This is a genomic window from Curtobacterium sp. MCPF17_031, assembly GCF_003234035.1.
Classification (GTDB): Bacteria; Actinomycetota; Actinomycetes; order Actinomycetales; family Microbacteriaceae; genus Curtobacterium.
Window position 1 is genome coordinate 177,125 of record NZ_QKSG01000002.1, and the last position, 22,143, is coordinate 199,267.

General features: G+C 70.7%; 21 protein-coding genes and 1 riboswitch. Of the genes, 9 read left to right on the top strand and 12 right to left on the bottom strand.

Going from position 1 to position 22,143, the window contains the following annotated elements; genetic code table 11:
- The first annotated feature begins 178 nt into the window (after window positions 1–178).
- Window positions 179–742, top strand: a complete 564-nt coding sequence (locus tag DEJ31_RS03840) for a PH domain-containing protein (protein ID WP_111121242.1) — start codon at window positions 179–181, stop codon at window positions 740–742.
- A gap of 140 nt (window positions 743–882) precedes the next feature.
- Here DEJ31_RS03840 and DEJ31_RS03845 read toward each other — a convergent pair whose 3' ends face one another.
- From DEJ31_RS03845 to gcvT, 7 genes are all read right to left on the bottom strand, one after another.
- Window positions 883–2,625: an ABC transporter ATP-binding protein gene (locus DEJ31_RS03845; RefSeq protein WP_110903291.1), complete on the bottom strand. Its 1,743-nt coding sequence runs from the start codon at window positions 2,623–2,625 to the stop codon at window positions 883–885.
- Window positions 2,622–3,572, bottom strand: coding sequence for an ABC transporter permease (locus DEJ31_RS03850; RefSeq protein WP_110903292.1), 951 nt, complete (start codon window positions 3,570–3,572; stop codon window positions 2,622–2,624). Before DEJ31_RS03850 ends, DEJ31_RS03845 begins: the two co-directional genes overlap by 4 nt.
- The gene (locus DEJ31_RS03855) at window positions 3,562–4,491 is read right to left on the bottom strand and encodes an ABC transporter permease (protein WP_110903293.1); all 930 of its coding nucleotides are present in this window, start codon (window positions 4,489–4,491) and stop codon (window positions 3,562–3,564) included. The genes DEJ31_RS03850 and DEJ31_RS03855 overlap by 11 nt, the downstream gene beginning before the upstream one ends.
- A 229-nt stretch (window positions 4,492–4,720) precedes the next feature.
- Window positions 4,721–6,361 (bottom strand): ABC transporter substrate-binding protein, encoded by a 1,641-nt coding sequence (locus DEJ31_RS03860; RefSeq protein ID WP_181421534.1) that lies wholly within the window; start codon window positions 6,359–6,361, stop codon window positions 4,721–4,723.
- A gap of 369 nt (window positions 6,362–6,730) precedes the next feature.
- Window positions 6,731–9,670, bottom strand: coding sequence for an aminomethyl-transferring glycine dehydrogenase (gcvP, locus tag DEJ31_RS03865; RefSeq protein WP_111121243.1), 2,940 nt, complete (start codon window positions 9,668–9,670; stop codon window positions 6,731–6,733).
- On the bottom strand, window positions 9,667–10,044 hold the full coding sequence (gcvH, locus tag DEJ31_RS03870) for a glycine cleavage system protein GcvH (protein ID WP_110903296.1): 378 nt from the start codon (window positions 10,042–10,044) through the stop codon (window positions 9,667–9,669). The genes gcvP and gcvH overlap by 4 nt, the downstream gene beginning before the upstream one ends.
- A 5-nt stretch (window positions 10,045–10,049) precedes the next feature.
- Complete coding sequence (gcvT, locus tag DEJ31_RS03875) at window positions 10,050–11,174, bottom strand: glycine cleavage system aminomethyltransferase GcvT (protein ID WP_110903297.1); 1,125 nt, start codon at window positions 11,172–11,174, stop codon at window positions 10,050–10,052.
- Between the two features lie 178 nt (window positions 11,175–11,352).
- Window positions 11,353–11,461, bottom strand: a riboswitch (glycine riboswitch).
- 115 nt (window positions 11,462–11,576) lie between these two features.
- Between gcvT and DEJ31_RS03880 the strand changes: the two genes are divergently transcribed.
- The 4 genes from DEJ31_RS03880 to DEJ31_RS03895 all read left to right on the top strand — a co-directional run bounded on the left by DEJ31_RS03880 (window position 11,577) and on the right by DEJ31_RS03895 (window position 13,531).
- Entirely contained in the window at window positions 11,577–11,951 is a 375-nt protein-coding gene (locus DEJ31_RS03880; RefSeq protein ID WP_111121244.1) for a BlaI/MecI/CopY family transcriptional regulator, read from the top strand.
- Window positions 11,923–12,702 (top strand): M56 family metallopeptidase, encoded by a 780-nt coding sequence (locus tag DEJ31_RS03885; protein WP_111121245.1) that lies wholly within the window; start codon window positions 11,923–11,925, stop codon window positions 12,700–12,702. Before DEJ31_RS03880 ends, DEJ31_RS03885 begins: the two co-directional genes overlap by 29 nt.
- An 80-nt stretch (window positions 12,703–12,782) precedes the next feature.
- Window positions 12,783–13,265 (top strand): FBP domain-containing protein, encoded by a 483-nt coding sequence (locus tag DEJ31_RS03890; RefSeq protein WP_181427414.1) that lies wholly within the window; start codon window positions 12,783–12,785, stop codon window positions 13,263–13,265.
- Window positions 13,262–13,531: a hypothetical protein gene (locus DEJ31_RS03895; protein WP_111044644.1), complete on the top strand. Its 270-nt coding sequence runs from the start codon at window positions 13,262–13,264 to the stop codon at window positions 13,529–13,531. Before DEJ31_RS03890 ends, DEJ31_RS03895 begins: the two co-directional genes overlap by 4 nt.
- Before the next feature lie 41 nt (window positions 13,532–13,572).
- On the opposite strand, the gene DEJ31_RS03900 is transcribed toward DEJ31_RS03895, so the two are convergent.
- Window positions 13,573–14,457: a LysR substrate-binding domain-containing protein gene (locus tag DEJ31_RS03900; RefSeq protein ID WP_111121247.1), complete on the bottom strand. Its 885-nt coding sequence runs from the start codon at window positions 14,455–14,457 to the stop codon at window positions 13,573–13,575.
- 68 nt (window positions 14,458–14,525) lie between these two features.
- Between DEJ31_RS03900 and DEJ31_RS03905 the strand changes: the two genes are divergently transcribed.
- From DEJ31_RS03905 to DEJ31_RS03915, 3 genes are all read left to right on the top strand, one after another.
- Entirely contained in the window at window positions 14,526–15,032 is a 507-nt protein-coding gene (locus tag DEJ31_RS03905; protein ID WP_110903303.1) for a GNAT family N-acetyltransferase, read from the top strand.
- A 104-nt stretch (window positions 15,033–15,136) separates the two neighbouring features.
- A complete protein-coding gene (locus DEJ31_RS03910; RefSeq protein ID WP_111121248.1) occupies window positions 15,137–16,057 on the top strand; it encodes an SDR family oxidoreductase in 921 nt (306 codons plus the stop codon).
- 26 nt (window positions 16,058–16,083) lie between these two features.
- Entirely contained in the window at window positions 16,084–16,290 is a 207-nt protein-coding gene (locus DEJ31_RS03915; protein ID WP_110903305.1) for a hypothetical protein, read from the top strand.
- 39 nt (window positions 16,291–16,329) lie between these two features.
- On the opposite strand, the gene DEJ31_RS03920 is transcribed toward DEJ31_RS03915, so the two are convergent.
- Both DEJ31_RS03920 and DEJ31_RS03930 read right to left on the bottom strand, forming a co-directional pair.
- Window positions 16,330–16,710 carry a hypothetical protein gene (locus DEJ31_RS03920; RefSeq protein ID WP_110903306.1) on the bottom strand — a complete coding sequence of 127 codons (381 nt, stop codon included), beginning with the start codon at window positions 16,708–16,710 and terminating at the stop codon, window positions 16,330–16,332.
- A gap of 391 nt (window positions 16,711–17,101) precedes the next feature.
- On the bottom strand, window positions 17,102–18,289 hold the full coding sequence (locus DEJ31_RS03930; RefSeq protein WP_258366132.1) for a MalY/PatB family protein: 1,188 nt from the start codon (window positions 18,287–18,289) through the stop codon (window positions 17,102–17,104).
- A gap of 120 nt (window positions 18,290–18,409) precedes the next feature.
- On the opposite strand from DEJ31_RS03930, the gene DEJ31_RS03935 reads away from it, so the two are divergent.
- Window positions 18,410–19,186: an isocitrate lyase/phosphoenolpyruvate mutase family protein gene (locus DEJ31_RS03935; protein ID WP_110903308.1), complete on the top strand. Its 777-nt coding sequence runs from the start codon at window positions 18,410–18,412 to the stop codon at window positions 19,184–19,186.
- An 86-nt stretch (window positions 19,187–19,272) separates the two neighbouring features.
- Here the strand turns inward: DEJ31_RS03935 and DEJ31_RS03940 are convergent, their stop codons facing one another.
- The gene (locus DEJ31_RS03940; RefSeq protein ID WP_258366133.1) at window positions 19,273–21,114 is read right to left on the bottom strand and encodes an amidase family protein; all 1,842 of its coding nucleotides are present in this window, start codon (window positions 21,112–21,114) and stop codon (window positions 19,273–19,275) included.
- Window positions 21,115–21,182: 68 nt separating this feature from the next.
- A complete protein-coding gene (locus DEJ31_RS17105) occupies window positions 21,183–22,058 on the bottom strand; it encodes a cohesin domain-containing protein (protein WP_111044640.1) in 876 nt (291 codons plus the stop codon).
- Window positions 22,059–22,143: the final 85 nt, after the last annotated feature.

A 22,143-nucleotide genomic window follows, 5' to 3' on the forward strand; every position in this document is an offset into this window, starting at 1 on the left:
GCGTTGACAGGCGGGACCGACGGGGTGACGATGATTGCCCTGCAGACCTCCGGGTTCGCCTCCCCGGGACATCGGGTCTCCTGCCGGTACGTGCTCGGCCTGTCTGGTCCGCTCGGTGGGTGGTCCCGGGGAGGCGCTCTCGTCGCCCGCCGATGCGGTCTCTCCTAGGCTTGCCCCCATGCCCGAACGGACAGCGCCCACCCGGATCGTCGTGACCAACATGCGCCGCTTCGCCGTCGCACTCTGGGTCGTCGCCGTCGCCCTCGTCGTCATCGGACTCGTCACGAACGGCCTCCGCGCCGCGTGGCTGGTGCCGGTGCCGTCCCTCTTCACCGCCTGGTTCGCCTGGGTCGTGCTCTGGCGTCCGCGCATCGAGCTGACCGAGGACGAGTTGGTCGTCGTCGACGTCCGCCGCACCACCCGCTTCGCCTGGCGCCGCGTGCAGGACGTCCGGTCGAAGTACGGGCTCGAGGTCGTCACCGACCAGGGTGAACAGCGGGTCTGGATCGCGCCGCGTCCGACGGCACGGCTCGCGATCGAACGGCCGGGAGGCCCGGTGCAACTCAGCGTCGCCGCTGCGGCGGACGAGATGCGTGCGCGGGTACCCGCCCCGGTCGCGTACGACGGCGCTCCCCCGGCGACGGTCACCGCGGCACCGATCGTGCACCGTGTGCACGGCTGGGCGATCGTCGCCCTCGTCGTCCTCGGGATCGCCGGCAGCCTGGCCGGCGCGCGCCTCTGACCTGACCGACACCGCCATCGACCACCGGGGCGTTCCCGGTGTGCGCGTCGTGAGGCGGGCCTCCCGTCCGACACCCGGAACGACGGAACGCGCCGTCCCGAGGCGGGGCGGCGCGTTCCTCGTGTTGCGGGCTCTGCGGGTCAGCGACCGAACTCGAAGCCGGCGCCGGGGATGGCGGCCAGCAGGTCCTTCGTGTACTGCTCACGCGGGTTGGCGAAGACCTCATCGGTCGTCGCCTTCTCGACGATCTGGCCCTTGCGCATCACGCACACGTTGTCCGCGACCAGACGGACGACCGCCAGGTCGTGGGTGATGAACAGGTAGGTCAGACCGAGCTCCGACTGCAGCTCGGTGAGCAGGTCGAGGATCTGACCCTGCACGAGCACGTCGAGGGCCGAGACCGCCTCGTCGAGGACGATGACCTCCGGCTTGAGCGCCAGCGCACGCGCGACGGCGATGCGCTGCCGCTGTCCACCGGACAGTTCGCTCGGGTACCGGTTGACCATCGACTTCGGCAGTGCCACCTGGTCGAGCAGCTCGAGGACCCGGGCACGGCGCGAGGCCTTGTCGCCGACCTTGTGCGTGCTGAGAGGCTCGGCGATCGTGTTGCCGACGTTGTACATCGGGTCCAGCGAGCCGTACGGGTCCTGGAACACGGGCTGGACGCGGCGACGGAAGTCGAACAGGTCCTTGCCCTTGAGCGCACCGATGTCGATGCCGTCGAACTGCACCGAACCGGACGTGATCGACTCGAGCTGCAGGACGAGCTTGGCGACGGTGGACTTGCCCGAACCGGACTCGCCGACGAGCGCCGTGGTGGTGCCCTTCGGGATCGCGAAGGAGACGCCGTCGACGGCCTTGAGTTCTCGGGTCGCCATGCCCTGACCACGCAGCTTGTAGACCTTCTGCAGGTCCTTGACGACGATGAGGTCCTCGGCGGGCCTGCTCTCGCGCTCGTGGGCGCGGGCCAGGAGTTCGTCGTCCTCGCTGCCGGTGTCGGCGATCGCGACGGACTGGTGCTGCACCTTCGACTGGATACGACGGCTCGCGAGCGACGGTGCCGCGGCGACGAGTCGCTGCGTGTACGGGTGCTGCGGGTTCGCCAGGATCTCCTTGGACGGACCGGCCTCGACGACCTGGCCCTTGTACATCACCACGAGCTTCTCGGCACGCTCGGCAGCCAGGCCGAGGTCGTGGGTGATGAACAGGACCGAGGTGCCGAAGTCGCGCGTCAGGCTCTCGAGGTGGTCGAGGATGACACGCTGCACGGTGACGTCGAGGGCCGAGGTCGGCTCGTCGGCGATGAGCAGCTTCGGGCGGCTGGACAGACCGATGCCGATGAGGACGCGCTGGCGCATACCGCCGGAGAACTCGTGCGGGTACTGCTTCAGACGGCTCTCGGCGTCACCGAGTCCGGCCTCCTGCAGGACCTCGACGGCCCGGGCACGGATCGCGGACTTGCCGGTCGCCATGCCGTTCGCCTTGATGGCCTCTTCGACCTGGAACCCGATCTTCCAGAGCGGGTTGAGGTTCGACATCGGGTCCTGGGGGACGTACCCGATCTCGGTTCCGCGGATCTCGGCCATCTGCTTCTCGTTCAGGCCGACGAGCTCGCGCCCGTTCAGCTTGATCGATCCGCCGGTGATCTGGCCGGTGCCGGGGAGGAGCTTGATGATCGCCTGCGCGCTGGTGGACTTGCCCGAACCGGACTCCCCCACGATCGCCAGGCGCTCGCCCTGCTCGAGCGTCATGTTGACGCCACGGACGGCCTGAACCAGACCGGACTGCGTCTTGAAGCCGACGTGCAGGTCGGTGATCTCCAGCAGCGGGGCGCCGGGTGTGCCGGACGCCTTGGCGTTCGGCTCGGTGAGTGTCTCGCTCATCGGCGGGCCCTCGCCTTCGGGTCGAGCGCGTCGCGGACCACGTCACCGAGGAGGAGGAACGCGAGCACGGTGATGGACAGGGCGGCGGACGGCCAGAAGATCGTCGACGGGCTGGTGCGGATCGACGACTGCGCGGCACCGATGTCGAGGCCCCAGCTGAGTGCCGACGGCGGGAGGCCGATGCCGAGGAACGACAGGGTGGCCTCCGCGACGATGAACGTGCCGAGGGACACCGTCGCGACGACGATGACCGGAGCGAGCGAGTTCGGGATCACGTGCCGCACGAGCGTGGTGAAGCGGCTGACACCGAGCGCCGCGGACGCGGTCACGTAGTCGGCCTGCTTCGCGCTGAGCACGGCACCGCGCATGATGCGCGCGATCTGCGGCCAGGCGAAGACGGCGAGCACGAGCGACACCGTCACGGCGTTCCGCGCCGGCACCACCGACATGATCACGATAGCGCCGAGGACGGTCGGGATCGAGAAGAAGACGTCGCCGATGCGGGAGACGATCGTGTCGAGCCAGCCGCCGTAGAACCCGGCGAGGGCACCGATGACCACGCCGACGATCGTGACGAGCACGGTCGCGAGCAGGCCGACGATGAGGGAGTTCTGGGCACCCCAGATGACGCGGGCGTACACGTCGTAGCCCTGCCGCGTGAAGCCGAGCAGGTGACCGGCACGCGGGCCCTCGTTGCTGTCGTCGAGGTTCGCGGCGCGCGGGTCCAGGTGCGTGAACAGCCCGGGCGCGATCGCGACGACGATGATCAGCAGGATGAGGACCGACGAGATCCAGAACGTGGGACGGCGGCGCATGGACTCCCATGCGTCGGTCCACAGCGAACGGGTCTTCTCGTCCTCGTTGACCTGGTCGACCGCCAGGAGCGGAGTCTCCTCGATCGGCGCGACGTAGTGCGTCGCCGAGCGGGGTTCGGTGTTACTTGGCATAGCGGATCCTCGGGTCCAGGACGGCGTAGAGCAGGTCGACCAGGAGGTTGGCGAGCATGAAGATGATGACCATCACGGCGACGAAGGAGACCACCGTGGGGCCTTCGCCGAGCTTGACGGCCTGGAACACCGTGCCACCCACACCGTGGATGTTGAAGATGCCCTCGGTCACGATCGCACCGACCATCAGGTTGCCGATGTCGACGCCCAGGTAGGTCACGACCGGGATCAGCGAGTTCCGGAAGATGTGCACCCCGACGACGCGACGACGGGACAGACCCTTCGCGGTCGCGGTCCGCACGAAGTCAGCGCTCATGTTCTCGGCGACGCTCGCACGGGTCAGACGCACGATGTAGGCGAACGACACCGACGCCAGCACGATCGCCGGCAGCACCAGCTCGGACCACGGCGCCTGGCCGGATACGGTCACGCGGAACAGGCCGAGGTTGATGCCGAGGACGTACTGCAGCAGGAATCCGACGACGAAGGTCGGGACCGAGATGAGCAGCAGCGAGACGACGAGGGCCGTCGCGTCGAACAGCTTGCCCTTGCGGAGACCGGCGACGACACCGACGACGATGCCGGCCACGGCCTCGAAGACGAGCGACAGGATCGCCAGGCGCGCGGTGATCGGGAACGCCGCTGCGAGCTGCTGGCTGACCGGCAGGCCCGAGAACGTCGTGCCGAGGTCACCGCGGAACAGGCCACCGACCCAGAGCAGGTACTGGACGAAGAACGGCTTGTCGAGGTTGTACTGCTGCCGGATCGCTTCGATCACCTGCGGCGACGGCTGGCGGTCGCCGAACAGTGCGGCGACCGGGTCCCCGGGCAGCGAGAACACCATGAAGTAGATGAGGAACGTGGCCCCGAAGAAGACGGGGATGAGCTGCAGGAGGCGCTTGCCGAGGTACCAGAGCATCAGATCCCTGCCTGGTTCGCAGCGCGCATGTCGTTCAGGTTCATGTCGTGAGGGGTGGACGGTCCGAGGGTCGGCACGGGTGTCCGGTGCGGGCGGCGGCGCCCGCGTTCGTGGGGGAAGGTGTGACCGCCGTGGTACGGGGGCTCGGGGACCGTGGTCCCCGAACCCCCGTCCGGTTGGCCGCGGAGCAGGATACCTGTCCGCGATGTGTCTCGCGAGGAGACGTGTGTTACTTGGTGACCTCGATGTCGTAGTACAGCGGGACGGAGTCCCAACCGAACTTGACGTTCTTCACGTTGTCGGCAGACCAGACACCGGTGACGTTGGAGTACCAGAGCGGGATCTCGGGCAGGTCCTTGAGCAGCAGCTCCTGAGCCTTGTCGAAGGACTTGTTGCCCTCTTCGACGGACGAGGCCGAACGGCCCTTGGCGAGCAGTTCGTTGTACTCGGCCGAGTCGTAGCGCGAGTAGTTGTTCGACGAGCCTTCACCCATGGTCGGGCCGAGGAAGTTGTACAGCGACGGGTAGTCGGCCTGCCAACCGGTGCGGCTTCCGCCCGTGAGCTTGTCGTCCGTCTGCAGCGCGAGCGCCTCGGCGAACGTCGGGAGGGCCTTGCCCTCGGCCTTGATGCCCAGCGTGCTGGAGATCGAGTTGGTCACGGCGGTGACCCAGGCCTCGTGTCCACCGTCAGCGTTGTACGCGATGGTGAGCGTGTCGTTGTACGGCGAGATGTCGTCGGCCTGCTTCCACAGCTTCTTGGCCTCGGACTTGTTGTACTTGAGGACGTCGGAGCCCTTGAGGTCGCCGGTCCAGCCGTCGATCACCGGGGAGGTGAAGTCCTTGGCCGGGGTGCGGGTGCCCTGGAAGATCTTGTCGGTGATCTGCTTGCGGTTGATCGACAGCGACACCGCCTCGCGACGGAGCTTGCCCTCTTCGCCCTTCCAGTGGTCGAGGTAGTAGGGCAGGTAGATCGCCTGGAAGATCGCGGCGGCCTGGTTGACGTTCGAGTCGGGGAAGTCCGACTTGTAGGTCGCGAACGCGGCGTCCGGCACGGCGTCGAGGACGTCGAGGTTGCCGCCCTGGGCGTCGGAGTACGCGGTGTCCTGGGACGTGTAGAACGTGATCGTCAGACCACCGTTCTTCGGCTTGCGCTTGCCCTGGTAGTCCTTGTTCGTGACGAGCTTGATGTCCTGGTTGTGCGTCCAGGCGCTCTTGCCGTCGAGCTTGTACGGACCGTTGCCGATCGGGTTCTCACCGAAGGCCTTGGTGTCGTCGTAGAAGACCGAGGGGAGCGGCACGAAGGCGTTGTAGCCGAGGGACAGCGGGAAGTCCGACTGCGCCGACTTCAGCGTCACGGTGAACTCGTCGTCACTCTTGACCTTGAGGCCGGTGAGCTCGGAGTCCTTGTCGGCGTCGTAGCCCTCGATGTTCTCGAAGAAGTAGCTCGCGCCCTGCGCGTTCGACTTCTGGGCTGCCCAGTTCCACGCCTTCGTGAAGGACTCGGCGGTGATGGCCTCGCCGTTGGTGAACTTCCACCCCGAGTTGATCGTGATGTCGAAGGTCTTCGAGTCGTCGGTCTCGACGCTCTTGGCCAGTTCCTTCACCGGCTTGCCGTCGGCGTCGTACGAGAACAGACCGTCGAACAGCGACGTGATGATCTTGCCGCCACCGGTCTCGGTGGTGTTCGAGGGGATGAGCGGGTTCTGCGGTTCGCTGCCGTTCGTGGTGACGATGCCGGTGGCGTTGGCCGAACCGGAGCCGGAGCCGGAGCCCGAGCCGCTTCCGCCACCGTTGCCGGAGCAGCCGGTCAGGGCAATTGCTGTGGCCCCGAGCACGGCGAGGGCAGTGAGCCCAGCGCGCTTCTTGATCAAGAGTTCCTCCTGGTGCATGGGACGCGCCGGGCACAGAGGTCCCTCCCGGCACGTTTGACTCCTGAACTGTAGGCAGTGCAGAGAGAACCGACCAAACCCTGCGCGCATCGGTTACACGCCTGAAACCAAGTTGCAGGATCGTTGCGGCACAATGCAACTTCCGCGCGTCTGAGCCGGAGTACCGCTCATCTGTTGCGTTTGCATCAACGTCCGTGCAGCGCGCAGGTGACGCCCGGGTGAACCACAGATGTCGCCCGCGAGCGGTTGCATTCGGAGCGCTCCACCCCGCACGATGCGCGCCGGAGGCCCGTGGCGATCCCGCCACGGGCCTCCCGTCCGTCCTGCCGCCCTGTCCGGGCTGCTGTCGTCCTACGCGAACGCCTCCACCGGCGGGCAAGCGCACACGAGGTTGCGGTCCCCGTACGCCTGGTCGATCCGGCGCACCGGCGGCCAGTACTTCCGACCGGCCTGGCCGGCCGACGGGTAGACCGCCTGCTCACGGGTGTACGCGTGCTGCCACTCCCCCGTGATCACCGACGCGGCCGTGTGCGGCGCGTTGACGAGCGGGTTGTCCTCCGCCGGCCACTCGCCCCGGGCGACCGCGTCCGCCTCGGCACGGATGGCGAGCATGGCGTCGACGAAGCGGTCGAGCTCGGCCAGGTCTTCGCTCTCGGTCGGTTCGACCATGAGCGTGCCTGCGACGGGGAACGACATCGTCGGTGCGTGGAAGCCGTGGTCGATGAGCCGCTTCGCGACGTCGTCGACCGTGATGCCCGTCGCCTCGCGCAGGGGACGCAGGTCGAGGATGCACTCGTGCGCGACCAGGCCGGACTCCCCCGTGTAGAGGACCGGGAACGCCTCGCGCAGACGTGCCGCCAGGTAGTTCGCGCCGAGCACGGCGACCTCGGTCGCCCGGGTGAGCCCCTCGACCCCCATCATCCGGACGTAGGTCCAGGTGATCGGCAGGATGCTCGGGCTGCCGTACGGCGCTGCCGAGACCGGCCCGCCGGCGTGCGCGAGGCGGTCGCCGTCGACGGCTGCGTCGGCACCGGTGCGACGGTCGGCCTCCTGCGCCATCGGGTGGCCTGGCAGGAACGGTGCGAGGTGCGCCTTCGCCGCGACCGGACCGACGCCCGGGCCGCCGCCGCCGTGCGGGATGCAGAACGTCTTGTGCAGGTTGAGGTGCGAGACGTCGCCACCGAAGTCCCCAAAGCGGGCGTGCCCGAGGAGCGCGTTCAGGTTGGCACCGTCGACGTAGACCTGGCCGCCGGCGTCGTGCACGGCGTCGCAGATCGCGGTGATGTCGTGCTCGTAGACGCCGTGCGTCGACGGGTAGGTGATCATCAGCGCGGCCAGCTGTCCGGCGTGCTCGGTGGTCTTCGCACGGAGGTCGACGAGGTCGACGTTGCCGTCCTCGTCGCAGGCCACGACGACGACCCGCATGCCTGCGAGGACCGCCGAGGCGGCGTTCGTCCCGTGCGCGCTCGACGGGATGAGGCACACCGTCCGGGCGTCGTCCCCGCGGGACCGGTGGTACCCGCGGATCGCGAGCAGCCCGGCGAGTTCGCCCTGGCTGCCGGCGTTCGGCTGGACCGAGACCGTGTCGTACCCGGTGACCTCGCCGAGCCAGGTCTCGAGGTCGCCGATCATGTCGAGGTAGCCCTGCACGTCCTCGCGCGGGGCGAACGGGTGCAGTCGGGCGAACTCCGGCCACGTCACGGCTGCCATCTCGGTCGCCGCGTTGAGCTTCATGGTGCAGCTGCCGAGCGGGATCATGCCGCGGTCGAGCGCGTAGTCCTTGTCGGAGAGGTGCTTGAGGTACCGCATCATGCGGGTCTCACTGCGGTGCGCGGAGAAGACCGGGTGGGTCAGGAACGCGCTCTGTCGCTCGAGCGCGGCCGGGAGGCCCGTGCCCGCGTCACGCACGGCGGTCTCGGTCCCCGGGACGGTCACGTCGGCGGCACCGAACACCGCGGCGAGTGCGGCGACGTCCTCCGGCGTGGTCGTCTCGTCGGCAGACAGCTGCAGGGTGTCGGCGTCCACGAGGTGGAGCAGGTACCCGGCGTCGTGCGCGGCGCTGACGAGGGACTCGGCGCCACCGGTGAACCGGAGCGTCAGGGTGTCGAAGAAGTCGTCGTGCACGACCTCGGCGCCCGCGGCACGGGCGACGTCGGCGAGCGCCGCCGTCGTCCGGGCGACCCGGTGCGCGATGAAGCGCAGGCCTTCGGGCCCGTGGTAGACCGCGTACATCGACGCCATCACGGCGAGGAGCACCTGCGCGGTGCAGATGTTGCTCGTCGCCTTCTCGCGGCGGATGTGCTGCTCGCGGGTCTGCAGGCTGAGGCGGTAGGCCATGCCGCCGTCGGCGTCGAAGGACACCCCGACGAGACGACCGGGCAGCTGGCGCTCGAGACCGGCACGGACGGCGAGGTAGCCGGCGTGCGGGCCACCGAAGCCGAGCGGGACACCGAAACGCTGGCTGGTGCCCACGGCGACGTCGGCGCCGAGGTCCCCGGGGCTGGCGAGCAGGGTCATCGCGAGCAGGTCGGCCGCGACGACGGCGATGCCGCCACCCGCGTGGACGCGCTCGATGGTGCGGCTCGGGTCGACGACCCGGCCGGAGGCGCCCGGGTACTGCAGGACCACGCCGAAGGCGCCGTCGAGCTGCTCGTCGGTGGGCCCGTCGGCGGCGTCGAAGCCACGCAGGGTGATGCCGACGGCTTCCGCGCGGTGGCCGAGGATCGCGGCGGTCTGTGGGAGGAGGTCGGCGTCCACCAGGAACGCGTCGCCCTTGACCTTCGAGGCACGGCGGGCGAGGAGCATGCCCTCGACGACGGCGGTGCCCTCGTCGAGCATCGACGCCCCGGCGGTCGCCATGCCGGTGAGGTCGGACACCATCGTCTGGAAGTTGATCAACGCTTCCAGCCGGCCCTGCGAGATCTCCGGCTGGTACGGCGTGTAGGCCGTGTACCAGCTCGGGTTCTCGAGCACGTTCCGCTGGATGACCGCGGGCGTGTGCGTGTCGGAGTAGCCGAGGCCGATCATCGCGCGTCGGACGGTGTTGCGCCCGGCGACGGCACGCAGTTCGGCGAGCGCCTCGGTCTCCCCCACCGCGGTCGGCACGGACGAGTGCGCGATCGGTGCGGCGTGGATCGACTCCGGGACGGCGGCCCGGACGAGGGCGTCGAGCGAGGACTGCCCGACGACGTCGAGCATGGCCTGCTGGTCGGCGAGCGTGGTGCCGATGTGGCGGTCGGCGAACGTGGTCTGCAGGTTCGTCGACGTGGTGAGGTCCTGGTCCGCGGTCATGCGATCGAGGCCCGGTACGTGTCGTGGTCCATGAGGTCCTCCGGGAAGGAGGTGCCGTCGACCTTGAGCTTGACGAGCCAACCGGCGCCGAACGGGTCCTGGTTGACGGTGTCCGGGGTCGCGACGACGGCGTCGTTGACCTCGACGACCTCGCCCTCGATCGGGGCGAAGAGTTCACCGACGCTCTTGGTCGACTCGATCTCGCCGAGCTGCTCGCCCGCCGTCGTGGTGGTGCCCACGGCGGGGAGCTCGACGTAGACGACGTCACCGAGCTGTTCGGCCGCGTGGTCGGTGATCCCGACGGTGACGACGTCGCCCTCGACGAGGATCCACTCGTGGTCCTTGGTGTACTGCAGTGCGGTCTGGTCGGTCATGGGGATCAGCCTCTCGAAGCGCGGCGGTAGAAGGGGAGAGCGGTGACGGTTCCGGGGATGGCGGTACCGCGGACGTCGATGTGGAGGACCTGTCCCCCGTCGGCGCAGTCCGGGTCGACGAAGGCCATCGCGACCGGGTGGCCGAGCGTGGGCGAGAGGGCACCGGAGGTGACGGTGCCGACGACGACACCGTCGCGGAGCACGTCGTACCCGGCGCGGGCAGCGCGGCGCCCCGCCATCGTGATGCCGACGAGCACGCGGGCGTCCGGTGCGGGCTGCACGCCGGCGTCACCGACGAACGAGCCCGAGGTCGCGACGACCCGGCCGAGCCCGGCCTGCGCCGGACGGACGGAGGTGTCGAGCTCGTGGCCGTAGAGCGGCATGCCGGCTTCGAGGCGGAGGGTGTCGCGAGCGGCGAGTCCGGCGGGCACGACCCCGCGCTCGGCACCCGCGTCGAGCAGGGCGTCCCAGAGCACCGGCGCGGTGTCGGTGTCGCTGTACAGCTCGAAGCCGTCCTCGCCGGTGTAGCCGGTGCGGGCGATGAGGACCTCGCTGCCGTCGAAGAGCGCGTGCAGCACCCGGTAGTAGCGCAGTTCGTCGAGCGGGGTCTCCGGCTGCAGGCGGTCGGCGACGACGAGGGCGTCGAGCGTCCCGGCGGCAGCCGGACCCTGGATCGCGACGAGGGCGGTCCGGTCGGAGTCGTCCGTGACCGAGACGTCGTGCCCGGCGGCGCGTTCCCGCATGGCCTGCACGGCGACGTCCCGGTTGCCGGCGTTCGCCACGACGAGGAAGACGTCGTCACCGGTGCGGTACACGACGAGGTCGTCGAGGATCCCGCCGTCCGGGGTCAGGAGCAACGAGTACTTGGCCCGACCGACCGGCATCGTGCCGAACGACCCGGCGAGCGCGGCGTCGAGGTACGGGACGGCGTCGGGCCCCTGCACGCCGATCTCGGCCATGTGCGAGAGGTCGAACACGCCGGCTGCCTGGCGCACCGCGTGGTGCTCGGCGAGGTCGGACGAGTAGCGGACCGGCATGCGGTGGCCGCCGAAGTCGGTGAAGGTGGCGCCGGCGGCGACGTGCGCGGCCTCGAGTGGCGACGAACGCAGCACGGACGATGGGTCTGACATGGACGGAGTTCTCCTGGCATCGGCAGGGCCCGACGACCGTCGTCGGGTGCGGAACTCCCCCTCTGTCATGGGCCTGAGAGCTTCACCGCGGCCCGTGAGGTCCGGCGGCTTTCACCGTGGGCGAGACGACGAGGCCGTGGGAGGTGCCCACGATCGCGTGTCTGCTTTTCAGAGTGGCCTGCCCGCTGCGGTGTTGGACCTGAGAGATTGGCGGGGAGCTTGCTCCTTCGGTGCCCTGACCCCGGATGCAGTGCGCTCCGGGTCGGGGGCTCTCCCGCGGCGGGTGGTCGGCCGTCGTGTTCTGTTGTCCGGCGAGCATACCGAGCCCGCGTTACGGGCATGTGTCGCGGATGCGGACCGCGGCTCCTCCGGTGGCCCTTCGACATCACGTAGAGTGACGCCGTGGCAGGACAGCGATCGCGCCCCCGTGGGCAGCTCGAGCAGGCGGTGCTCGAGGCGCTCTGGACCGCCGACGCCGGGCTCACCGCACGGCAGGTCCTCGAGGTCTTCGACGAACCGCGGCCGGCCCTGACGACGGTCCTCACCGTGCTCGACCGTCTCGGCCGCAAGGGGACGGTGGTCCGCGAGCAGCACGACGACGCCCCGCTCACCTTCCATGCCGCGCACTCGCGGGAGGACCACACCGCCTCCCTCATGACGAACGCGCTGGCCGCCTCCTCCGACCGCGAGGCGGCGCTCCTGCAGTTCACCGGCTCGCTCGCCTCCGGGGACCTCGAGGTCCTCCGCCGTGCGATCGACTCCCGAACGCGTCCCTGACCGGTCCGCCCCCGTGGTCGTCACCGGCGCCTGCCTCGTCGTCCTCGCCCTCGCCGTCGTCGCGCTCGCCCCGCGCGTGCTGACGCGGGCGGGATGGACCATCGACCGTCCGCTGACCGCCATCGCCGCCTGGCAGGCATCCGTCGTCGTCGGGGTCGCCGGCTTCGTGGTCGGCATCGCCCTGGTCGTCCTCGCCGGGCGCCCGCTGACCGACCCGTTCGGCATCGGTGACTCCCCGAGTCACGGCCTGAACGTCGGTGTCGCCGTGCTCGCCGTCGTCGCGTTCGCCGTCGCCGTCCGCGTCCGGCCCGGCCCCGAGCACGAGGCCGTCCGTGAGGCGATCCGCACCGGCGCCGCTCCCCACCGCGAGGTCGACGGCACCCTCGTCGCCGTCCTGCAGGCCGACACGGCCCTGGCCTGCGCGGTCCCCGGTCGTTCCGGCGGGGTGCTCGTCAGCACCGGGCTCACGGAACAGCTGCACACCGACGAGCTGGAGGCCGTGGTCGCCCACGAGCGCGCGCACCTGCGGCAGCACCACGCGGCCGTCGTCGGCTTCGCCGAGTCCGTCGAACGCGCCGTCCCGTGGGTCCCGGGAGCCCGTGCGATGGCCCGGTCGACCCGGGTCCTCGTCGAGTTCGCCGCCGACGACGCAGCCGCACGCCGGGTGGGCCGCGACGCGTTGCGCCGGGCGGTCCTGGTGGCGGACGCGACGGGTGCACTCGGCGCGGTGCGGGCCTCCAGACTGTCCTGAACCGGCCGGGAGGCCCGCCCTGCGCCCGCCTGTCGGCGCACGGGGCTAGCCTGGTCCGGTCCGCCACCGCGAGGGGAACCGTGCAGCCGCTCACCGAATCCGACATCCGATCCTCCTTCGTCAACGCCACGCCCGACGAACTCGCCCAGCTCCCGATCCCGGGGCTGCACGAGACGCTGTGGAACGAACGCGAGTTCCTCGGCTGGCGTGACCCGCAGGCCGCCCGTCGCGGCTACATGGTGTCCTGGATGGACGGCAAGCCGGTCGGGATCGTCGTCCGGGCAGCCGGGGGTTCACTGCGCGCGGGCATCGCCGCGATGTGCTCGTTCTGCCACTCCCCCCAGCCGGCGACGCAGGTGCGGCTCTTCTCCGCCGCCCGCGCCGGTGAGTCCGGGCGGAACGGCAACACCATCGGCACCTACATCTGCGAGGACCTCGGCTGCCCGATGCTGATCCGCACGGCGCCGCCGCACCTGAACCCACCGGCGACGATCGCGATGCGCTCCGAGTCGTTGCTGCAGCGGTTGCACAACTTCACGGCCGACCTGCTGACGACGGAGTGAACCCGGACCGCTTCCGCACCGCTCGGTGGGCCGTCGTCGAGGAACTCGGGGACGGCCGCTGGCGTCTCACCGTCCGGGACGAGGCCGACGACGAGCTCGGCGCGTTCGGTCTGGGGGTCGAGGGGCCGTGGGATCCGGACGTCGAGCCGCACGTGGGCTTCGTGCTCACGCAGATCGGGCTCGCGCTCGCCGGAGCCCGGCCATGGCGTGCGGACGAGCTCGGCGACCAGCGGGCACCGGTGTTGCCGCTGGCACTCGTCCGCTGACGGTCGCGCTGACGACCGCGCTGATGGGCCGTGCCCGCTCGTCAGTCCGCCGCGGCGAAGTTCCGGAGGACCTCGCGGTCGTCGTCCGACCGTGACGCCCAGACCAGCTCGCTCCGGTGTGCGCTGCCCTCGAGCGGCAGGAGCACCACGGTGTCCGGGGCCGCGAGCGCCGCACTCTCCGGCAGCACCGTCACCCCGAGTCCGACGCCGACCAGGTGCAGCACGGTCGCCCACGTCGTCGCCTCCTGCACGATCACCGGCCGTCGACCGCCGGAGGCCACGGGTGCGGTGTTCCGTTCGGTGGCGAGCGCGCCGGCCTCCGCGGGGAAGAACACGAACGGGTCGTCGAGCAGCTCCGGGCCGCGCACCGATGCGCGGCCGGCGAAGCGGTGGTCCCGCGGCACGGCGGCGACGAAGGGCTCGCTGCGGAACCGGACGAACCGCACCCCCTCGGCCGGATCCGGGTCGCGGACCACTGCCAGGTCGAGCTCCCCACGCTGCACGGCCGCGACGAGCCGGGAGGAGAACCCCTCCGTCAGTTCCACGCGGACCAACGGGTAGCGCAGCCGGAACCGCTGCACCAACTCGATCGGGCCGAGCGGCAGCGCCGAGACGACGAACCCGACGTCGAGCCGCCCGGCCTCACCGCGCCCGGTCCGGATGGTCTCGTCGAGGTCCCGCCGGGTCTGGGCGAGCAGCGACCGGGCTCGTCCCTGCAGCACCCGACCGGCCGGGGTCAGCGCCACACTCCGGGAGGTCCGGGTGAACAGGTCGACACCGAGAGCGACCTCGATGCGCCGGATCAGCTGCGACAGGGCGGGTTGGGCGATGCCGAGCCCCGCCGCCGCCCGTCCGAAGTGCAGCTCGTCGGCGAGCGCCAGGAACGCCCGCAGCTGGCGGAGGTCGACCTCGGGAGCACGATCCATGCGCCGAGCCTATCGATCAGACTGAACGAGTATTGGACTTGACTCCGTCGGTTCCGGAGGATGGACACATGCCCGACACCACCACCGAGATCGTCATCGACGACATGTCCTCCGCTGCCGACGCCGCCGCGTTCCAGTCGCTGAACGAGCGGTGGATCACGGCGTTCTTCACGCTCGAGGACGAGGACCGCCGGCTCCTCGGCGACCCCGTGCAGCACATCGTCGACCCCGGTGGCGTGGTCCTCGTCGCCCGCCTCGGGAGTGAGGTCGTCGGCTGCGTCGGACTCGCCCCGCACGGCACCGGACCCGCCCCGCACGACACCGACGAGTTCGAGCTCGTCAAGATGGCCGTCGACCCTGACCACCAGGGACACGGCACCGGCCGCCGGCTCATCCGCGCCGCGATCGACCGGGCGCGGGACCTCGGCGCACGCCGGGTGCTGCTCGAGACGAACAGCGCTCTCACGAGCGCGATCCACCTCTACGAGACGACCGGGTTCCGGCACCTCGGAGCCGACGAGCACCCGCCGAGCCCGTACGTCCGCGCCGACGTGGCGATGGCACTCGACCTCTGACACGGGGCAGGCCGGGAGGCCCGGGACCGGACCGCCCGTCGGCGCGAGCCGGACCACGCAGCGGTTGACGGGCCTCCCGGCCGGTCCGCGTACCGTCCGGCCGCATGCCCCGCGACCAGTACGAGTACAGTGACCCGACCACCCGGTACCCGAGCACCAGCCCCGAGCCGCAGCAGCAGCCCGAACCGGGCCTGGAGTCGCGGATGGACCCGAAGCCGGACCACGGCGAGGACTCGTACCGCGGGACCGGACGACTCGCCGGGCGTCGTGCGCTGATCACCGGCGCGGACTCCGGCATCGGCGCAGCGGTCGCGATCGCGTACGCGCGAGAAGGTGCCGACATCGCCCTGGCGTACCTGCCGGACGAGGAAGAGGACGCGCAGCGGATCGTCGCCCTGATCGAGGCGGCCGGACGGAAGGCCGTCACCATCCCGGGCGACCTGACCGCGAAGAACTACCCTGCCGCCCTCGTCGAACGGGCTGTCGCCGAACTCGGCGGACTCGACGCGATCGTCACCTGTGCCGGCAAGCAGCACTGGCGAGCCGAGGTCACCGACATCCCCGACGACCAGCTCGTCGACACCTTCACCGTCAACGTCCTGTCGCTCTTCCGGCTCGTCCAGGCAGCGCTGCCGCACCTGGAGCCCGGGTCGACGATCATCACCACCGCCTCGATGGAGGCGTACCAGCCGGCTCCCGACCGGCTCGACTACGCCGCGTCGAAGGCCGCGGTCAACAACTTCTCGAAGGGTCTCGCGCAGCAGCTCATCCCCCGGGGCATCCGCGTCAACGTCGTCGCTCCCGGGCCCACCTGGTCGGTGCTGCAGGTCTCCGCCGGGGTCGACCCGGAGACCCTGCCGGACTTCGGGTCGAGCGAGTCGCCGATGGGTCGGCCGGGGCAGCCCGCCGAGCTGGCACCGGCGTACGTGTTCCTGGCGTCGCATGAGTCGAGCTTCGTCGCCGGCGAGACCCTCAACGTGAACGGCGGCATGGTCACACCCCGACCGCTCGCCGCCGTGTCCTGAGGCGCTCTCGTTGCTACGCTCACGGCATGGCGACGCACGAGGTCCAGGCCGTCCGTGAGCAGGGCATGTGGCAGGTGTTCATCGACGGGTTCCCCGTGACCGAGGTCCGCCGGTGGCCGTCGGTCGCCTTCGTGGCCCGGGAGTGGATCTCGCTCACCGACCAGATCCCGTCGCGTGAGGTCGACCTGCACGTGACCGTCATCGGTCGCAACCACTTCGCGCCCGTCGCCTGACGGGAGCGAGTCTGACCGGAGCAGGTCGGACCGGAGCGGTCAGTCCGCAGCCGCCACGAGCTGCTGGGCCCGCTGGTACGACACGTCGAGCAGCGGACCGATCTCCCGAACGGTCAATCCGGCATCGTGGAGCTCCTTCGCCGCCGCAGCGGTCTCGTCAGCGGCCGCTCGGCGTGCGCGGTCGGCCTCGTCCCGGAGTTCCACAGCACGGTCCAGGTGCGCGCGCACCGAGTCCGGCAGGACGAACTCGACCTGGACCAAGAAGGCCTCGGCCGGGCGGTCGTGCATGTTCGCCAACCAGTCGCGGGCCATCGGTTCGACCTCGCGCTGCCGTCGAGCTTGCGTCCGGAGCTCGCCGTCGATCCAGACGAGCCAGTAGCGCCCGTCCCGCTGTGCGCGCACGTTGTGCGTCGTCGTCATGATCCGTCCTTTCCGTCATCGCAGCTGCGGATGATCGATCGTGCGAGCATCTCCCGGATCTCCCGGTGCCGGGGGATCTCGATGCGCTCACTGCCGAAGAGGAAGACGTCGTGCCTCCCGCCGTGCCGGAGGAGCACGAAGGGAACGCCACGCCGTGCCGCTCGTTGACGGAGCAGGCGAACGAGGTCCGCGCGCTTCACGGTACCTGTCCAACACCGATTGGACAAGAATGTCTAGCAGCGTTGGACGCCCCGTTGCCCTGTTGTCTGGTCTGCACGCAGCCACGATCGCTCGCCGCCGTGAGGCGGCAGGAGTGATCCGCAGTCCCTGTGGACGGACCACCGCGACGCCCCGCCTGGGGAGGACAGCTGGCAGTGGCTCCCGCAGCTCGTCAGGCGACGTGCCAGACGACAGCCTCCTGCGCACTCGACGGGTACGCGGCAGCGATGCGGAACACCGCCTCGCGGAGGGTCTCCGGCGAGCATGCGAGGTTGATGCGGGCGAAGCCCTTGCCCTCGGTCCCGAACGGCAGCCCCGAGTTCAGCGCGACGAACGCGTGCTCGCGCAGCTGCACAGCCGGGTCGTCGCCGAGGCCGAGCCCGCGGAAGTCCAGCCACGCCAGGTACCCCGCCCGAGGCCGGGCGTAGACCACGCCGGGCAGGTGCTCGGCCAGGAGCTTCGCCAGCAGACGGTCGTTCGCGATGATGCGGTCGACGACGTCGTCGAGCCATCCGACGGCCAGGGTGAACGCGGCCAGGTTCGCGTGCAGCCCGAGGATGCTCGTGCGGCAGGCGACCTCCTCCCACAGGGTGTCGAGGAGCGCCGCCGTCCGCGAGTCCCCGGCGACGATGACCGAGCACTTCACGCCGGCGAGGTTCCAGCCCTTGCTCGCGCTCGTCACGCACACGCTCCGCGCACCGAGTGGTTCGGCGATCATCGCGAACGGGGTGAACTGCACACCGGGGTGCGTCAGCGGAGCGTGGATCTCGTCACTGATCACGAGGACGTCGTACTCGGCCGCCAGACGAGCCAGCGCCTCGAGGTCTGCCCGGTCGTGGACGAGACCGATCGGGTTGTGCGGGTTGCAGAGCAGGAACACGCGGACGCCGCCCGCGAACGCCCGTTCCAGGCCGTCGAGGTCCAGCCGGTAGACGCCCCACTGCTCACGGAGCGGGACCTCTTCCACCTGACATCGGGCCTCTTCCACGAGCTCGAAGAACGGCGGGTACACCGGCGGCGTGATCGCGACCCGTCCGCCGTCAGGCAGCGCGAGCCGGAGCGTCTCGACGATCCCCACGCTGACGTCCGTCGCCAGGTACACGCGCCCGGGGTCGACGTCCCACCCCCATCGGTCGCGGGCGAAGCCGGCGAACGCGGGCGCGAGCGGCCCGGGACCGTCGAGGTAGCCGAGGTCCGACTGCTGCACCCGTTCGACGAGGGCCTGCCGGATCTCCGGCGCGACCTCGTGGTCCATCTCGGCCACGAACAGGGGCAGCACGTCTGGCGCGTACCGCGTCCACTTGATGCTCGTGCGGACCCCGCGGAGCGTGCCGACCGGGTCCTGTTCGTCGCTGGTCATGCGTCCCAGCATGCTCCTGACGGGAGGCCCGGTGCGAGTCCGGACGTCATCGGACGTCGTCTGCCGCCCACTTCCGCCGATCGGGCACGCCCGGATCCGCGCCCGCCTAGTGTCGGCGGCATGACCACGAGCACCGCCGAGAAGGCGACGACCCTCCAGTCCCTGCACACCGCCCCCGAGATCCTCCGCGTCGTGAACGTCTGGGACGCGATCAGCGCGAAGACCGTCGCCGCGTTCCCGGAGACCCGCGCGATCGCGACCGCCGGGCACTCGATCGCCGCGATGTACGGCTACGAGGACGGCGGCATGTCGCTCGACCTCGCCCTCGCTGGCGCGAAGACCGTCGTCGACGCGGTGGACCTGCCGGTCAGCGCGGACCTCGACGACGGCTACGAGGACCCGGCCGAGACCATCCGTCGTGCGATCGGCATCGGCGTCGTCGGTGCCAACGTCGAGGACCGCCTGCGCCCGTTCGACGAGTCCGTCGCCAGGGTGGCCACGATCATGCGCGCAGCCGAGCAGGAGGGCATCGACTTCCAGCTGAACGCCCGGACCGACGCGATCGCCCGTGGCGGCGACCGTCCGATCCAGGAGAGCATCGCGGACGCCATCGCCCGTGGAAAGGCCTTCCTCGACGCCGGAGCCCCGCTCGTGTTCGTCCCCGGTGCCGTCCAGCGTGAGGTCGTCGAGCAGCTGGTCGAGGGCCTGGGCCGCGGCAAGCTCAGCGTCATCGGGCTGCCGGGCGCCCTGCCCGCCGCCGAGTACCAGGCGCTGGGCGTCGCCCGCATCTCCTACGGTCCGCTGACGCAGCGCGTCGCCCTGCGGGCGCTCCGCGACCTCACGGCCGACCTGTACGCGGGCGGCGTGATCCCCGAGGACACCCCGACGCTCAACTGAGCCGTCGACGGACGGGAGGCCCGTGGCGGTGTCGCCACGGGCCTCCCGTCCGTCAGGCGGTCATCATCGCGACCGCAGGTCGCGGCCTACCCGAGCGCCGGGTACAGCGTCGGCGAGGTGCGGGCGTGCGTCGCCTGCTCGAAGCCGTAGCCGAGCCCGATGACGGTCCCCTCGTCGTACGAGCGGCCGAGGAACTCCAGGTTGACGCCGGCGCCGGTGATCGTGGCGTCCGCTGCGGTCGCCTGCCCCATCGGGACCGTGACGGCCGGCATGCCGGTGTTCGGGCTGAGGCGCATGTTGGTGCCCTGCGTGCCGTACGGCGTGCCGGACGGGTAGACGAGCGCGTCGAGGTCCTGCGCGTCCATCATCCCGGTGACCACCTGCTTGCCGGTGGCGATCTGCGTGGTGTGCGAACCGTTCGGTCCCGCCCACGCCTGGTACTGCGCGTCGGTGATCGCGTCACGCTGCTGGTAGGTGCTCTTGCGGCTCGGCACGTACTCGCCCGAAGCGAGGATGCCCTGCAGCGACCGTGCGGTGACGTCCGGGTCCAGGTGCTTCGCGACGTACTGGTCCAGGTCGTGCTTGAACTCGTTCGTGCTGCCGCTGCCCTCGCTGAGGACCCGGTTGAACTCCGTCGTCGCGGTGATCGGGACGACGGTGGCGCCCTGGGCCTCGAGGGTCGCCTGCGCCTGGGCGAAGAGCCGCGCGGTGGTGCGGTTCGTGCCGACCATCGAGGTCACGTAACCGATGCGCTTGCCCTTCAGCGCGGTCGGGTCGAGGAACTGCGTGTACGAGGTGGGGACCTTGCCGGTCTGGCCTTCGGTGACCGGGTCGGCGGCGTCGACCCCGGTGACAGCGTCGAGCGCGACGGCCGCGTCGGTCACCGAGCGGGCGAGGGGCCCGCCGGTGTCCTGCGACAGCGCGAGCGGGATGATGCCGTCGCGACTCGTCAGGCCGACGGTCGGCCGGATGCCGACGAGCTGGTTGTACGACGAGGGGATGCGGATCGAGCCGCCGGTGTCGGTGCCGAACCCGATGCCCGCCAGGTTGGCGGAGACGGCCGCACCGGTGCCACCGCTCGAGCCGCCGGCGGTCTGGCTCGTCACGTAGGGGCTGGCGACGAGGAGCGAGGAACCGGCCGGCTGGTTCGAGGAGAACTCCGACACGAAGCCGTACGCGAACTCGTCGAGGCTGGCCTTGGCGAGGACGACCGCTCCGGCGTTCCGGAGGCCTGTGACCATCGCCGCGTCGGTGGCGGTCTGGTTGTCGTCCCAGCAGCCGCAGCCGCCCGTGGTCGGCATGTCCTTCGTGTCGTAGTTGTCCTTCAGTGCGATCGGCACGCCGAGCAGCATGCTCGTCATGCCGTGTGCCGCTCGTTCGGCGTCGGCGGCCTTCGCGGCGGCGACTGCTCCGGCGTTGGTCGTGACGATGGAGTTGAGCGGTCGCCCGCCCGCCCCCGTGTCCGTGGTGGTCCGGTCGTAAGCCGCGATGCGGTCCAGGTAGTCCTGGGTGATCTCGGCCGAGGTCGTGACCCCGGCGTTCATCGCGGCCTGCATGTCGAGCGTCGAGGCCTCGACGAGCTGGAAGGGCCCGTCGTCGTAGATCATCCGCTGGGACAGGCCGGCGACGTCCGTGAGCGTGATGGTGCCGTTGCCGTCCGCGTCGGCGGCCGAGACCGTCGACCAGTCCGGGTCGGTGCTGGTCGTGCCGAGGTGGTCGGACAGGACGGTGAGGTCGGCCTGCGTGACCTGGTCGTCGCCGGTGAGGTCGAGCGCCGTGTAGTACGGCGCGAGCATGGCGGCGGGGCTCGCGTCGACCGCGGCCGGTGCCGCGTTCGCGACGAGGGACGGGGTCGCGACGACGGCGGTGCCGACGAGGGCCAGGAGCGCGGCTCCGGCGACGGTGGTGCGGCGACGGCGGGTCGTCACGGGGGTTCCTCCGGGGGTTCGGGATGTCGTGGTGTCGTCTGCCAGGTCACGGCGACGGGGCGTGGCGGTCATCGGACGTCCTCCGTCGAGGCGGGGCGACGCGCGCGACGGCGGGCGAGGACGAGGCCGGCACCCGCGAGCAGCAGGGCTGCGCTCGCGGCGATCCAGGGTGCGAGGTCGGCGCCGGTGAACGCGAGCGCGCCGCCGGCGGGCCTGCCGGAGGTGCTGCCCACCGGGTCCGTGCCCGTCCCGGCGTCGGTGCCGGTGCCGGTGCCGTCGGTTCCGCCCGCGATCGGGGTCGCGCTCGGCGTCGCCGTGGGAACGCCGATGGGGGTGGCGGTCGGCGTCGGTGTCGGTGTCGGTGTCGGTGTCGGCGCTGCGGCGATCGTGACGGTCGTCGATGCCGGGTCGGTCAGCGTGGTGGTGCTGCCGTCGGACGCGACCACGGTGACGCGCGTCACGGCGAGGTCGACGGTGGCGGGGCTCGTCGCGGTCAGCTCGACCGAAGCGGCGAGGTCGCCGGAGATCGCCGGGGAGGTCCCGAGCCGGGTGTGCAGCAGCGAGATCGTGTCGCCGTCCTGCTCGACGGAGTCGAAGCCGCCGTCCGGGCCGGTCACGCTGCCGTCGACGACCTCGAGCGAGTCCGCGTCGGCGGCGAGGTCGATCTGGTACGCGAAGACGTCGGTCGTCGCGGGCAGGGTGAGGTCGACCTCGAGGGTGTCGCCGACCGTCACCGAGGCCGACGCGGTGATCGTGGCCGTCGTGGCGACCGGGGCGGCCGACGCCGGGGAAGCGGCGAGGACGGCGAGGCCGAGGCCGCCGACGGCGATGACGGCCGTCCGGAGCGCGGCGGTTCGGGGCGTCGTGGTTCGGGGCGTCGTGGTTCGGGGCGTCGTCGTTCGGGGCGTCGTCGTTCGGGAGCGGAGCCGAGTGCGGTGCTGCATCCGTGCGGGTCCTTCGTCAGGGTTCGGGCTGAACGCTTGCTCAGTGCTCGAACCGTAACGACGGGGTGTTTCGCGCTCAGGCCCG

What these genes read in the sequence shown, in the direction of transcription:
- DEJ31_RS03840 (WP_111121242.1), top strand. Translation starts at nt 179, where the DNA reads ATGCCCGAACGGACAGCGCCCACCCGGATCGTCGTGACCAACATGCGC.
- DEJ31_RS03845 (WP_110903291.1), bottom strand. Translation starts at nt 2,625, where the DNA reads ATGAGCGAGACACTCACCGAGCCGAACGCCAAGGCGTCCGGCACACCC.
- DEJ31_RS03850 (WP_110903292.1), bottom strand. Translation starts at nt 3,572, where the DNA reads ATGCCAAGTAACACCGAACCCCGCTCGGCGACGCACTACGTCGCGCCG.
- DEJ31_RS03855 (WP_110903293.1), bottom strand. Translation starts at nt 4,491, where the DNA reads ATGCTCTGGTACCTCGGCAAGCGCCTCCTGCAGCTCATCCCCGTCTTC.
- gcvP (WP_111121243.1), bottom strand. Translation starts at nt 9,670, where the DNA reads ATGACCGCGGACCAGGACCTCACCACGTCGACGAACCTGCAGACCACG.
- gcvH (WP_110903296.1), bottom strand. Translation starts at nt 10,044, where the DNA reads ATGACCGACCAGACCGCACTGCAGTACACCAAGGACCACGAGTGGATC.
- gcvT (WP_110903297.1), bottom strand. Translation starts at nt 11,174, where the DNA reads ATGTCAGACCCATCGTCCGTGCTGCGTTCGTCGCCACTCGAGGCCGCG.
- DEJ31_RS03900 (WP_111121247.1), bottom strand. Translation starts at nt 14,457, where the DNA reads ATGGATCGTGCTCCCGAGGTCGACCTCCGCCAGCTGCGGGCGTTCCTG.
- DEJ31_RS03905 (WP_110903303.1), top strand. Translation starts at nt 14,526, where the DNA reads ATGCCCGACACCACCACCGAGATCGTCATCGACGACATGTCCTCCGCT.
- DEJ31_RS03910 (WP_111121248.1), top strand. Translation starts at nt 15,137, where the DNA reads ATGCCCCGCGACCAGTACGAGTACAGTGACCCGACCACCCGGTACCCG.
- DEJ31_RS03915 (WP_110903305.1), top strand. Translation starts at nt 16,084, where the DNA reads ATGGCGACGCACGAGGTCCAGGCCGTCCGTGAGCAGGGCATGTGGCAG.
- DEJ31_RS03920 (WP_110903306.1), bottom strand. Translation starts at nt 16,710, where the DNA reads ATGACGACGACGCACAACGTGCGCGCACAGCGGGACGGGCGCTACTGG.
- DEJ31_RS03930 (WP_258366132.1), bottom strand. Translation starts at nt 18,289, where the DNA reads ATGACCAGCGACGAACAGGACCCGGTCGGCACGCTCCGCGGGGTCCGC.
- DEJ31_RS03935 (WP_110903308.1), top strand. Translation starts at nt 18,410, where the DNA reads ATGACCACGAGCACCGCCGAGAAGGCGACGACCCTCCAGTCCCTGCAC.
- DEJ31_RS17105 (WP_111044640.1), bottom strand. Translation starts at nt 22,058, where the DNA reads ATGCAGCACCGCACTCGGCTCCGCTCCCGAACGACGACGCCCCGAACG.